Source organism: Pseudochrobactrum asaccharolyticum, assembly GCF_003314995.1.
GTDB classification, from domain to species: domain Bacteria; phylum Pseudomonadota; class Alphaproteobacteria; order Rhizobiales; family Rhizobiaceae; genus Pseudochrobactrum; species Pseudochrobactrum asaccharolyticum.
In genome coordinates this window covers 111,485-125,449 of the sequence record NZ_QNRH01000002.1, presented here as the reverse complement: position 1 = coordinate 125,449, position 13,965 = coordinate 111,485, and the positions used below count along the sequence as shown (strand labels likewise).

Below are 13,965 nucleotides of genomic sequence, written 5' to 3'. Positions count from 1 at the left end.
GCTATGACGGACATTATTCCATCCATGAAACACCGTAATATCCGTCGTCTGAGCTTGCTTGCAGGCAGCGCCATGGTCACTCTGACCATGGCAGCATTGCCCGCTTTGGCTGCAAATTCTGCTGAAAACCGCAAGACAGAGCTGCATTCCGTGCGGGGTAAAAAGCTGGATGACCAGACTGTGCGCAGTCTGGAAGTCGGTGAAAATACCGAGCGTGAATCTTTAAGCGACAGCGGCAATATTCCTTTTGCTATCAGCGTTGATGGTGAAACTGTCGGCGAAAGCACAGCACTGGCTACCGCGAAGAAAAACGATAAGCCGGTTAAGCAGGCCGATCGTCAGCGTAAAACGGATGTTGATCTGCATGCGGTTGATATCCAGATCAAATATGATGGTCTGGAAAGCACACCGATGCTGAACATCTCCACCATGCCGGTGCGTCGCAGTTACCGTGCCGGTGAGACGGTCGAGTTTCTGGCAACGACCAACTATCCGGGTTTCGTAGAGCGTTCGGAAATCCGTATTTTCCACGATAATGACAGCAAGAAAACGGAAAAACCTCTGGCTGTTGTTCCGGTTGGCACCAATGCAAAAGCCGGTTGGAAAATGCCTGGCGGTGATGATCTGCGCGATTTTACCTATGTGCTGCGTGTCTATGATGCCAAAGGCCGTTATGATGAAACTGCTCCGCTGACAATGAGTCGGACGGAAAAAGACTTCTCATCCGACAATAAGGTAACGGCTGTTGCACCGGGCATGGGTGAAGATCGTACTGCTGTGCGCAATATTCCTGTGCGCGGTGGCTCTGTCACGATTTATGGTCGTAATGTCCCGCAGCAGCATCAGGTAGAGGCTTTCGGGGAAGCCATTCCTGTTGACCGTGAACAGGCCTTTGTGGTGCAGCGCATTCTGCCGCCGGGCAATCATGATGTTGATGTATCGGTGAACGGCGTTTCTAAAGACAGCGGCCTGCATTTCAACCGTGATATCAATATTCCGGATAATGAATGGTTCTACGTCGCGCTGGCCGATCTGACCGTTGGTAAGCGTACAGGCGATAAGAATATTGAGAGCGTGCGTCCGGGCGAATATGACAGCGTCTATACGCGGGGACGCCTTGCTTTCTATCTGAAAGGCAAGATCAAAGGCGAATATCTGCTGACCGCTGCCGCTGATACGGCTGAGGATGATCTGGATCAGCTGTTCCGTAATTTCGGCAGCAAAGATCCGCGCCGTTTGCTGCGCCGCCTCGATCCGGATGATTATTATCCGGTCTATGGCGATGACTCGACTATGGTTGAAGATGCGCCGACAAATGGCAAATTCTATGTGCGTCTGGATCGCGGCGACAGCCATGTGATGTGGGGTAATTTCAAAACTCAGATCACGGGTACAGAATTCATGCGTGCAGAGCGTGCACTCTATGGTGGTCAGGCGGTTTATCGTTCCGAAGCCAGCACATCTTTCGGTGAACGTAACACGGAAGTGACCCTCTATGGTGCACAACCGGATACGCTGCCGCAGCGCGAAGAATTCCTTGCCACCGGCGGTTCCGCCTATTTCATGAAGCGTCAGGACATCATCGAAGGTTCGGAAACACTGACGATTGAAGTCCGTGATTCGATTACCGGCCGTATGATCGAGCGCCGCACGCTGCGTGCCGGTGAGGATTATCGTTTTGATTATATGCAGGGCGTGGTCATTCTCACACGGCCGTTGTCATCTTCAACGGCGACCAATGATCCGGTGCGTAACGGCGCTTTGGGTGGTAATAAAATCTATCTGCTTGCACAATATGAGTTTGAACCATCTGCCACGGATGTGGACGGCTTCAGCTATGGCGGCCGTGCGCAGCAATGGCTGAACGAAAAAGTTCGTGTCGGTGTTACCGGCATGAATGAAACGACAGGTACTGCGGATCAGCAGGCAGGCGGTACAGATATTCAGCTGCGCCATTCGGAAACCACCTTTCTGGAAGGTGAAATTGCTGTCTCGAAAGGTGAGGGTTTTGGCCTGAATCGATCCACCGATGGTGGTCTGACCATGAGCAATACCGGTCCTGCTGGTAGCCGTGACCGTACAGCAACGGCATGGCGCGTGCGTGGTCAGGTTGATCTGGAAGACCTGACCGATAATGGTGCCAAGGGTATTCTCGGCGGTTACTACGAAAATCGTGAGGCCGGTTTCTCTTCGCTTTACGATCAGGTTCTGGTCGACAAGCAGCTTTGGGGACTGCATGCCGATCTGGAACTGCGTGAGCGCACAAAGCTGAAACTGACCTATGATGATTTTAAAGATGATGATGGTCAGATCAAACGCGAAGGCAAATCCAGCATCAGCTATGAGCTGGATCAGTATTGGAAACTGTCTTTTGGCGTTGCCTATACCGAACTGATGTCACCGACTGCAATTAAATCCGGCAAGCGCGGTTATGACGGTTCACGCCTTGATGGCGGTGTGCGTGCAGATTATCGCCTGAGCGATGATTATCTGTTCTATGGTTTCGGTCAGGGAATGATGAGCCGTTCCGGCGATATCAGCCGCAATGATCGTATTGGTCTGGGTACAGAGATCAAGCTGACGGATAAAGTCGGTGTCACGGGTGAGCTTTCCTATGGTACCCATGGCGTCGGTGGTCTGGCAGGTCTGACCTATGATCCTAATGCGGATGATCATTACTATATCGGCTACCGCCTTGATCCGGATCGTGCTTTTGACCTCAACCGCACATATGATCTGAGCGGTCGTGATAAAGGCGCGATTGTTGGTGGTGTAAAGCGCCGTATCGATGATGTTGCATCCGCGTATATGGAAAACAGCTACGATATGTTCGGCCTGCGCCGTTCGCTCACCCAGACCTATGGTGTTGTCTATACGCCGGATCCGGTCTGGACGGTTAATGCCGGTTTTGAATCCGGTCGTATTCATGACAATACACTCAATTCAGCTGGTCTGGAAAATTCAGATTTTGACCGCTATGCGCCATCATTGGCCGTTGGTTATAAAGACGAAGAAGCCGGTATCGACGCACGGATGCGCGGTGAAGTCCGCATTGAAAATTCTGAAGACGGCACCCGTGATCAGAATACTTATTTGCTGGCTGGCGGCGTTTCATGGAAAACCAGTGAAGACTGGCGTGCTTTGGCGAATTTTGATGCGGTTATTTCCGACAGCAATTCTTCGCTGACCTCGATGCAGAACACGGACTATGTAGAAACATCAATCGGCTATGCATATCGCCCTGTTGAAAATGACCGTCTCAACGCATTGTTTAAATATTCTTGGCTCTATGACATGCCGGGCAATAACCAGCTTGTCAGTGGTTCAACACGCGATGTTTATGCACCGGCGCAGCGCAGCCATATTCTCTCGGCAGATTTTACCTATGATCTGGTGCCGTGGCTGTCGGTTGGCGGTAAATATGGTTTCCGCATCGGTGAGGTGAAATACCGGATTGCCGATAATGCAGGAACATTCCAGCCTTACTGGCAGCGTTCTTCCGCACATTTGGGGATTGTCCGTGCCGACCTGCATATTGTGAAGGAATGGGACGTTCTGGTTGAAGGCAGGGTAATGCATATGCCGGAGGCCGATACCACAGATTTTGGTGCTCTGACTGCGGTGTACCGCCATGTCGGCAATAATTTTAAAGTTGGTGTCGGCTATAATTTCGGCCGCTTCTCTGACGATCTGCGCGATCTGAAAATGGATGATCGCGGCGTCTTCCTCAATATGGTCGGTAAATTCTGATCTGCTGATGACTGTACTCTGAGTAGTGAAATATGAATGCCCCGTATTGACCAATACGGGGCATTTTCTTTTACAGAACGGGCTGGCTTGTTTAGTCTGCCAGTAGTGTGTGGAAGCCGGTAATACGCAGCAGATGGGCGCGCCATTCGGCAATGGCCTGATAATTATTCACATACCAACGCAAAGCCGAATAGACCTGATTGAAAGCACCGACGGTCATCATCAGCCCGCCGAAATTCAGACCACCGGAAAAATAGATCGGTGCGGCCGCTAAGATCGGCACCACAATCGCCATCCAGCCAAAGCCGGATGAAATCCATGTGAGGTTGGTTTCTGTCAGAATGAGCTTCTTGACGCTGAGGTAAAGGCTTTGAAATTTTCCGCGCAGAAAGCTGATTTTCCGCTCACTGTCATCCACTGTCGGGTAATTGTGGTTCTCACTGACAATGGTGACCAGAGCCGTGCGGAATTCGGCTTCTTGCGCCTCACGCGCTGCATTGAGCCGGACCAGTCCGCGCCCGACCCACTTGCTCAGTGCTGAAGCGAGGCCGACATAGAGAAATGCTGCCCAAACCATATAGCCCGGCAGAGAAAAATCATGGCCATTATAGTGAAACACAAAGCCTTCCGAGACATTCCATAAAATGCCGACAAAGCTGAGCAGAAGTATCGTCGATTGAATAAAGCCGATTGTCAGGCCTGTGGTGGAATCTGCGAGCTGTCTGGTATCCTGATGGATACGCTGATCCGGATTTTGCGCATAGAAATCAGTTTTATCGAGTTTGGACGCTTTGTTAGCGTGCAGCCAGCAATCAATAAGATTTTTGACAATGGCTTTGCGCATCATCACCGACAGGGTTTGCTGAAACCAGTTTTGCGCGACATTGAGGATCAGCAATCCGGCAGCGATAAAGACAAAAACCTGCAATTGGCGGATAAATTCCGGCACATTACGCTGCTCGATAGCATTGTAAAACGGCACATTCCACTGATTGAGTGTGACCTGTCCGTAAGCGGTTGCCAGCAGAATAAACAGCAAACCTGCGGAGAGTGCGGCAAGTTTCAGGAACTCATCAGAGGAGTTCAGCAATCTGCGCAGAATGCCGACCTGTTTTAAAAACGGGATTTCCGGCAGGTGGGGGGCTTGCTGAGGGTCATGAGGAGCAGGCACCGGAATGACCTCTTGCAGCTGTTGATGTGTCGCTTTGTGAGCACCTTAAATCTAATAGAATTTTCTGTACTGTTCCAGAGGAGCATTGAAAAAAGCAGTTACAAAAAATCCCCCGGACAGAAACTGTGCGGGGGATGAGAGCGCCGTGCGCCCTCTTGGGCGCACAAAGGTCGCTCTAACACTCCATATTTACAGTGTCATTCTTAGACAAGAAAACCTCAGTCTTCTTTGCCGTAAATGCCGGTATGGATCACGCCGTCTGCACCACACCATGCGCGATACATGCCAGGGCTGTTGAACGGCAACTCGATATTGCCTTTGGCATCAATGGCTATCAGACCACCGGAGCCGCCGAGCTCACCGAGTTCCTGCACCACATCGCCTGCAGCCTGTGCAAGGCTCTGGCCTGCCCAGCGCATACGCGCATCAATTTCGTGGCCGACTGCCCAGCGGATGAAATATTCGCCGTGACCGGTGGCGGAAATCGCTGCAGTTTTATTGTCAGCCCAAGTACCGGCACCAATCACAGGGCTGTCACCTACGCGACCCGGTGTTTTTGCAGTCATGCCGCCGGTGGATGTGGCAGCAGCAATATGGCCGTGTTTGTCGAGTGCAACCGCACCGACTGTGCCGTGTTTACGTGCCGGATCACCATCATCGGCAAGACCGAGACGGCGGCGTTCCATTTCCGCTTTCAGCGCATCAAGACGCTGCTGGGTGCCGAACCATTCCGGTTCCATCATTTCCAGACCGGCATTTTCGCAGAAGCGTTTTGCGCCTTCACCGGCGAGGAATACATGCTCAGTCCGTTCCATCACCGCGCGCGCTGCCAGCACCGGATGGCGCGGGCCGCAGATACCGGTGATCGCACCGCAGGCACGGGTTGCACCGTCCATCACGGCAGCATCCATCTCATGGGTGGCATCCGTGGTATAAACCGCACCGCGACCGGCATTGAACAGCGGATTATCTTCGAGTGCCATAACCGCAGCGGTGGCTGCATCCAATGCGCTGCCACCTTCGTTAAGAATTTTCAGACCGGCTTCGAGGCAGGCTTTAAGACCTGCATGATAGGCGGCTTCACGCTCCGGTGTCATATTGGATTTCAGGATTGTGCCTGCACCGCCGTGGAGTGCAATTACAGGAGTAGTTTCAGACATAATATTCCTCAGATATTGAAAGGCTGACATGAGAACACCGTCTCAGTTGAGACGGCGTAGTTGCATCAGTCAGAGCGCAGTTTCGGATCCAATGCGTCACGCAGACCATCACCAAACAGGTTGAAGCCCAGAACAGTCACGAAAATCGCAATGCCCGGAAACAAGGTCAGATGGTCGGCCACGCCCATATAGGAGCGTCCGTCTGCCAGCATGGCACCCCATTCAGGGCTTGGCGGCTGAGCGCCCAGACCGATGAAGGAGAGGGAGGCAGCGGTCAGAATGGATGTGCCGATACGCATGGAGAAGTAGACGATCACATTCGGCAAAGTGCCGGGCAGAATGTGACGCAGCATGATCACGCGGTCTTTAACGCCGATGGCACGGGATGCATCTACATAGACAGTGCGCTTTAGCTGCAAAGTTGTACCGCGGGCAAGACGGGCAAAAACCGGAATCGAGAAGATCGCAACCGCATAGATCACGTTTGTGATGCCAGGTCCGAGAATAGCGATAACAGCAATCGCCAGCAGGATACCCGGAAAGGCCAGCAGCAGATCGCACAGACGCATCACGGCAGAGTCAATCCAGCGGCCATAATAGCCGGAGATAATACCGAGCGAAACGCCAGCAAGCGCACCGAGTGTCACCGACAGGAAGCCGACGGACAGCGAAATCCGCGCGCCCCAGATGATGCGGCTGAAAATATCACGACCATAGGTATCAGTACCTGCCCAATGGGCAGCACTCGGGCCTTGCAGTACGGCATTATAATCCGGAATGGTCGGATCATAAGGCGCAACAAACGGCGCGAAGACGGCCATCAGCACCAGTGTGATGATGAAGATAAGCGCAATCACAGCCACTTTTTGCTTTTTAAAGCGGCGCCAGAATTCGGCCAATGGTTTGCGCATTTTTTCGGTGGGTTCCACCACAACAGTTGTCGCACTCATTTGTAGCGGATCTCCGGATTTGCGAAGGCATACAGCACATCAACCAGCATATTGATGAAAATGAACTGCAGCGAGAACAACAGGATCAGCGCCTGAATGACCGGATAGTCACGATAGGAAACTGAATCGACCAGCAGACGGCCGAGGCCCGGCCATGAGAACACGCTCTCAACCACAATCGAACCACCGAGCAGGAATCCGAATTGCAGGCCGACCATGGTGATGATCGGGATCAGCGCATTGCGCAGCGAGTGTTTCCAGATCACGCGGCGTTCCGGTACGCCTTTGGCGCGCGCAGTACGGACATAATCTTCACGGGCAATTTCGATGAAGGAAGAGCGGGTGAAACGTGCCATGATTGCCGCAACACCAAGCCCCAGCGTAAACGACGGCATGATGAAATGCTGCCAGGTGCCGTAGCCGCCGGTCGGGAACCAGCCGAGATGAACGGAAAACAGGTTGATAAGCAGAAGACCGAGCCAGAAAGGCGGAAAGGAAATCCCCGAAACCGCAATAATCATCCCAGCATAATCAGGCCACTTGCCACGTTTGACAGCGGAGATAACACCGATCAGCAGGCCGAGAGCCGTGGACCAGAGCATGGCGAATACGGTGAGCCATACGGTCGGCATCAGTCGGGAGCCGATTTCTTCGGCAACAGTACGGCGGGTTTTCAGCGAGATGCCAAAGTCGCCCTGTACTGCACGGCTGAAGTAAGTGACAAACTGCTCAGGCAGCGGTTTGTCGAGGCCGAGTGAGGAGCGTACGGCGGCAACGTCCTGCGGGCTGGCGTCAGGACCTGCAACAAGACGGGCAGGATCGCCGGGCAACATATGCACAAAGGCAAAAACGCAGACCATCACCATCAAAATGACGGGGACAGTGGCCAACAGCCGTTTGATCAGATAGGCAAACATGGATTTCCTTTCTGAAAAACTGTGCTGACCGCATAAAGCGGTCAGCACTCGCTTTCAGATACGATTATTCAGAGAAAGCAGCTTCTTCAAGCAGGAAGCCACGGTCAGGCAGCATGTAAACGCCTGAGAGGGTCTTGCTTTTAGCTGAAATATTCTGGTTTTCACCGAGGAAGATCCAAGGTGCGCCAGCCCATGCAACTTTCTGTGCTTCCGCATAGAATTCTGCACGTTTTGCAGGATCTGCCGTGCTGATCGCGCCCTCGATTGCAGCGTCAACTTTTGCATCTTTGTAATATGCAACGTTGAACATTGCAGGCGGGAAGCTTTGACCGTAAAGCAGCGGACGAATACCCCAGTCAGCGTCACCGGTCGAAGCCGACCAGCCGCCGTAATACATCTGCACGGTTGCATCTTCTGGCTTTTCTACAGACCAGATTTTCTGCGCTGCAACACCGGCTTCAAGCGGCATTACATTGACCTTAACATTGATCTGCGCCAGCTGCTGCTGGATGAACTGAACAGCGCGGATGGCTTCTGTATTGGAGCCAGACCAGATTTCAGTTTCAAAACCGGCTTCGAGACCAGCTTCTTTCATCAGCTCTTTGGCTTTATCGAGGTTAAAGTCGTAATTGCCGGCTGTAATGTGGAAAGCCAGATTTTTCGGAATGATAGAGTCTGACGGCTCGCACAGATCATTGTAAACGATTTTACAATAGGTCTTCTTATCGACAGCATAGTTCAATGCCTGACGAACGCGCACATCATCAAAAGGTTTTTTGGTGGTGTTGAGCGCAACGTAATATTCTACGATCGAAGGGCTTGCGGTTACTTCTACATTCGGGTTCTTTTCCGCAACAACCATCAGCTCCGGCGGGAAAGAAGGAATGAACTGGGCTTCGCCGGTCTGCAACATCGCAAAGCGGGCACCGGATTCCGGTACGGAGCGAATGGTCACGCCGTCAACTTTCGGCAGGCCTTCTTTCCAGTAGGTGTCGTTTTTCACGACTTCCAGTGTGTCCGCACCCCAATGTTTAAACTTGAACGGGCCGGTGCCGACAGGATTACGGTCAATGTCTTTGCCGAATTTTTCCAGAGCGGCAGGCGAAATCATCATCGCACCCGGATGGGCAAGAGACGGGATCATCGCACCGAAAGGCTCTTTGAGGATCAGCTTAACAGTTGTTGCGTCAACGGCCTGTACTTCCTTGACCATGGATACAAGGCTGCGACGGGACAGTTTGTTGTCAGGATTGGCAAGACGGTCAATATTGGTTTTAACCGCTGCTGCATTGAAGTCAGTACCATCGTGGAACTTTACACCTTCACGCAATTTAATCGTGAATTCGGTGGCATTGTCATTGGCTTCATAGCTTTCAGCGAGAAGCGGAACAAGTTTCATATCTTTATCAAAGCCGAACAGACCCTGATAGATCAGGCGGATCGAAGTCTGCGACAAGGTATCATTGATATTTGTCGGATCCAGACCTGTCAGGTTGTTCGGAATGGCAACGGTGAGGGACTTTGCCCAGACAGTGCCAGGCAGCATGACAGCAGCAGCGAGTGCGGTTGACAGCAGAATTGACTTCAGTTTCATATGTCTCTCCTTACACATATTACTTAAAATCGCCGATCGGGTGGCGGGCTACAAAATGGCCGGGTTCCACCTCAACCAATGGTTTGACAACAGGCATATCGTCGGGCTTGCGCACCGGACTTGGGATTTCGCCTTCAATCAGCGGTCTGTTGCGGTCGCGTCGTGCCGGATCGGCAATCGGCACCGCAGAGAGCAGACGGCGGGTATAGGCATGTTGCGGATTTTCAAAAATCTGACGACGCTGACCGATTTCCACGATCTGTCCGAGATACATCACGGCAACACGGTGCGAGACGCGCTCAACCACTGCCATGTCATGGCTGATGAAAATATAGGACAACCCGCGTTTTTCCTGCAATTCCATCATCAGATTGATGACCTGCGCCTGAATGGAAACGTCAAGCGCTGCCACAGCCTCATCCGTAATCAGAATATCCGGATCACCAGCCAGAGCGCGGGCAATACAGATACGCTGACGCTGGCCGCCGGAGAACTGATGCGGATAACGGCGTGCGTGTTCCGGCTGCATGCCCACGTCGCGCAGCAATTGCATCACACGGGCTTCAATCTCATCACCCTTGGCAAGGCCGTGGGTAATCAGCGGCTCGGCAATGGAAAAACCAACGGTCAGGCGTGGATCGAGTGAGGCAAACGGATCCTGAAACACATATTGAATTTTACGGCGAACGGCGAGTTTTTCTGCGCCGCTCAGTTTGAAGATATCTTTGCCGCGATATTGTACGGAGCCGGAAGTCGCTTCCTGCAACATCATCAAAGTGCGGCCGGTCGTGGACTTACCGCAACCGGATTCACCCACCAGTGCCAGTGTTTCGCCCTGACGCAGATCAAAATTGACTTGCTCTACAGCATGAACACGGCCGGTCAGTTTGGAGAAGAAGCCACGGCGGATATCAAAGCGGGTGACAAGATCGCGTACTTTCAGCACCGGCTCGTCAGATTTAATGGTATCCTGCGGTGGTGAGATTTCAAATTCAGCAGGCTTGCCGTCGGCATGATCGGCCTTGAGCATCGGGAAACGACGCGGCAGATCTTCACCATTGAGTGCGCCAAGACGCGGCACCGCTGCCTGCAAAGCGCGGGTATAAGGATGCTGCGGTGATGTGAAAACTGCTTCAACAGTGCCTTCTTCGACTTTTTCACCGTGGCGCATGACGAGAACGCGGTCGGCCACTTCTGCCACGACACCCATATCATGGGTGATGAACAGCACAGCCATGCCCATCTCTTCCTGCAGCAGGCGGATGAGGCGCAAAATTTGTGCCTGAATGGTCACGTCAAGCGCTGTGGTCGGCTCGTCGGCGATCAGCAGTTTCGGTTTGCAGGACAGCGCCATAGCAATCATAACGCGCTGGCGCATACCGCCGGAAAGCTGATGCGGGTGGCGGTCGAGCAGGCGGGCGGCATCAGGAATACGGACTTTTTCCAGCATACGCAGCGCTTCAGCACGGGCTTCTGCGGCGGAGCAATTCTGGTGCAGACGCACGGCTTCGGCAATCTGTTCACCAACGGTGAAGACCGGATTGAGCGAGGTCATCGGCTCCTGAAAGATCATGGCTATATCATTGCCGCGGATCTTTTCCATCGCCTTTAGCGAGTATTTGGTGAGATCGGTAGTCACACCGTCATTGCCGGTAAAATGAATGCCGCCTTCTGCGATTTTACCGCCGCCGCTTTCTACCAGACGCATAATGGCCAGCGAGGTGACGGATTTACCCGAGCCGGATTCACCGACCACAGCCAGTGTTTCACCAGCCTTAATCTCGAAAGACAGGCTCTTAACCGCACGGAATGTGCTTTCGTCACCTTTGAAATCAACGCTGACATTATCAACGCGGATAACCGGTGCTGCTTGCGGGTTACTCGGCTTCACTGACATCCGTGGTCCTCGTCTTGGACTGCGGATGAGTTTTATCATCCGCATAAAAATAGGGCATGAGAAAGCGTGTCCGTGCGACAGCATCGGATACGCTTTGATGATGAGCCGCCAGAATGGCGAGAATGGTTTCAAAAGCGGCAATTGCCGCAATGCCGGAACTATGCAGAACCGGATGTTCTGCCGGAATGAAAATCTGTTCGTGGCTGAGAGCGCATAGCGGCGAGTGAGGGCCGTCGGTGATCGCGATACAATAGGTGCCACGACCGCGTGCCATCTTCATAAAATCAACAGTGGCCTGCGAGTAGCGAGGCAGCGCCATTGCAATCAGCAGGTCTTCAGGGCCGAGACCGGCAATTTTCAGAGCCACACGTTCCATGCCGCAATCGCCGGTGAGCATGACCTGCGCACGGCTGAAAGGCAGCAGCCTGTCGGCAAAAAGCTGGAGAAGATTGCCACTGACACCAAAGCCTAAAAACGCAATCCGCTGTGCATTGAGAATGCGCATGGCAGCGCTTTCCCAGACCGGATTATCAGCCTGCTGTGCGATGTTTTTGAGCAGTTCAAGCGCATTGGCAAAGGCATCTTCCACAACACGCTTAGGCGGATTATGGCGCGCGCGGTCGACATTTTCGACCGGCTTTAGCAGAGCCTGATAGCCTTGCACAGCATGGTTGCGGAATTCGGTATAGCCGTTGAGACCAAGTGCTTTGACAAAACGGGTAATCGTTGCCGTTGAGGTTTCGGTCGCGGAAGCCAGCTCTTCAATACCCATTGTGGCAACGGGAAAAGGATTGGTCAGCACAAAATCAGCAATCCTTTGCTGATTCATTGTCAGACGTGTCCACTGTGCTTCAATCAGCGCCGGCAGGTTCAACGATTCTTTCCCCCTCAAATCTCTCCCGAAAAAAATCTTATCAAAAATGATTCCATATGAAAATCTTTTTCATATTGTGTGACAAAATATCTTTTCACTCTCAAATAATAAAATAAGCCGCTGTTCCGGTTCAGGAAACAGCGGCTTGTCATTTTGATAAGAGAGTAAAAGCAGCTATAAATTCAAGGCTTTGAACGGGCGAGAATTTGAACTGCCCGTGCAATTTCGGCTTCTGTCAGGCTGGCAAAACCAAGACGGAACGCCGCAGGAGCTTTGCTTTTATCCAGCTCAAAATGTGTGCCGGGTAAAACGGACAGGCCGCACCGGGCTGCATTTTCAGCCCATTGTTGCGCATCCAGCCCGTGATTAAGCCGGAACCAGATAGCCAGACCACCGGCGGGTAATGTAAACTGACCATCATGGCCGAGCACATTTTGCAATTGCTCTGCCAGAAAATCCCGCCTTGCATGATAAATCCGGCGGGCTTTGCGGGCGTGGCGTTTAATCGTGCCGTCAGCCAGCAGATCACTCAGAGCCAGCTCCAGCGGCAGATCTCCTTGCCGGTCAATGGCCTCGCGATGGCGGATCATACGCTGCAATATATCTGCCGGTGCAACGGCATAGCCGACACGGATGCCAGGAGTGAGGACTTTGGACAGGGAGCCGAGATAAATCACCGGCTGATCTTTGCTGGTGCGGGCAATCAGCGGCAGAACCGGACGGCCGTCATAGCGATATTCATTGTCATAATCATCTTCAATAATCACAAGGCCATAGCGTCTGGCAATGTCGAACAGCCGCAAACGGCGGGCAGCACCGAGTGTAACGGTGGTCGGATATTGGTGATGCGGGGTCAGATAAACTGCTTTGAGCCACGGATCGCGCTTTGCATGCTCTTCCAGCGCGTCAACGTCCAGCCCGCCTTCATCGACCGGAATACCGAGAATTTCTGCACCGGCGGCGCGGAAAGCTGACCATGCCAGCGGATATCCAGTGCGCTCGACCGCGATTTTGGTGCCGGGCATGGTGATGGCTTTGGCCGCCAGAAACAAAGCCATCTGGCTGCCTCTGGTGATCATAATGTCGTTTTCCGTGGCCACCAGTCCGCGTTCAACATTGAGATAGGATGAAAGCGTTTCCCGTAATGACCGGCTGCCGGACGGATCGCTGTAGGAGCTGCCATAGGTGAAATTGGCGCTGTTCAGCGCCCGCCGGAAAGCTTGGGCAAATGTAGTGGTCGGTAACAGGCGGGCATCCGGTGCGCCATCAGAAAATTTCAGCGCAATCAGCGGCTTGTTACTGTTGACGGGTATTTGTTTGTGCGCAGCATTGTTCTTCTTGTCCGGGGATGAGACATCCGGCAGGTCATGAGCCACAAAAGTGCCGCGCGATGGTTCTGCTGCGAGCCAGCCCTGCATAGTCAGTTCATGATAGGCCGCATCTACCGTATTACGGTTGAGTTTAAGCGTTTGCGCGAGCGAACGCGTTCCGGGCAAAGGGGAACCGGGTTTCAGGCGGCCACGTTCAATCTCACCGATAATGGAGCGGGCGAGTGCCAGAAAAATCGGCTCCCGATCTCTGGCAGAAACTTCCAGGGCAAGTGCGGTGCTTTTTCTCATCACAGACCTGACTTTAACAATAACTGAGTTTAG

Annotated in this window: 9 protein-coding genes; 1 reads left to right on the top strand and 8 read right to left on the bottom strand. The window is 52.8% G+C overall.

Annotated elements, in window-relative coordinates; all coding sequences use genetic code 11:
* Positions 1–3: 3 nt before the first annotated feature.
* Positions 4–3,750, top strand: coding sequence for a TonB-dependent receptor (locus DFR47_RS05200; protein ID WP_113943353.1), 3,747 nt, complete (start codon positions 4–6; stop codon positions 3,748–3,750).
* A gap of 91 nt (positions 3,751–3,841) precedes the next feature.
* On the opposite strand, the gene DFR47_RS05195 is transcribed toward DFR47_RS05200, so the two are convergent.
* From DFR47_RS05195 to pdxR, 8 genes are all read right to left on the bottom strand, one after another.
* Positions 3,842–4,921 (bottom strand): SbmA/BacA-like family transporter, encoded by a 1,080-nt coding sequence (locus DFR47_RS05195; RefSeq protein WP_170137448.1) that lies wholly within the window; start codon positions 4,919–4,921, stop codon positions 3,842–3,844.
* 218 nt (positions 4,922–5,139) lie between these two features.
* On the bottom strand, positions 5,140–6,081 hold the full coding sequence (locus DFR47_RS05190; RefSeq protein WP_113943351.1) for an isoaspartyl peptidase/L-asparaginase family protein: 942 nt from the start codon (positions 6,079–6,081) through the stop codon (positions 5,140–5,142).
* 65 nt (positions 6,082–6,146) lie between these two features.
* On the bottom strand, positions 6,147–7,031 hold the full coding sequence (locus DFR47_RS05185) for an ABC transporter permease subunit (protein ID WP_113943350.1): 885 nt from the start codon (positions 7,029–7,031) through the stop codon (positions 6,147–6,149).
* The gene (gene gsiC, locus DFR47_RS05180; protein WP_113943349.1) at positions 7,028–7,948 is read right to left on the bottom strand and encodes a glutathione ABC transporter permease GsiC; all 921 of its coding nucleotides are present in this window, start codon (positions 7,946–7,948) and stop codon (positions 7,028–7,030) included. Before gsiC ends, DFR47_RS05185 begins: the two co-directional genes overlap by 4 nt.
* Before the next feature lie 64 nt (positions 7,949–8,012).
* The gene (locus DFR47_RS05175; protein WP_113943348.1) at positions 8,013–9,542 is read right to left on the bottom strand and encodes a glutathione ABC transporter substrate-binding protein; all 1,530 of its coding nucleotides are present in this window, start codon (positions 9,540–9,542) and stop codon (positions 8,013–8,015) included.
* Positions 9,543–9,561: 19 nt separating this feature from the next.
* On the bottom strand, positions 9,562–11,439 hold the full coding sequence (locus tag DFR47_RS05170; protein ID WP_113943347.1) for a dipeptide ABC transporter ATP-binding protein: 1,878 nt from the start codon (positions 11,437–11,439) through the stop codon (positions 9,562–9,564).
* Positions 11,420–12,313, bottom strand: a complete 894-nt coding sequence (locus tag DFR47_RS05165; RefSeq protein ID WP_113943346.1) for a MurR/RpiR family transcriptional regulator — start codon at positions 12,311–12,313, stop codon at positions 11,420–11,422. The genes DFR47_RS05170 and DFR47_RS05165 overlap by 20 nt, the downstream gene beginning before the upstream one ends.
* 182 nt (positions 12,314–12,495) lie before the next feature.
* Entirely contained in the window at positions 12,496–13,932 is a 1,437-nt protein-coding gene (gene pdxR / locus DFR47_RS05160; protein WP_113943345.1) for a MocR-like pyridoxine biosynthesis transcription factor PdxR, read from the bottom strand.
* Positions 13,933–13,965: the final 33 nt, after the last annotated feature.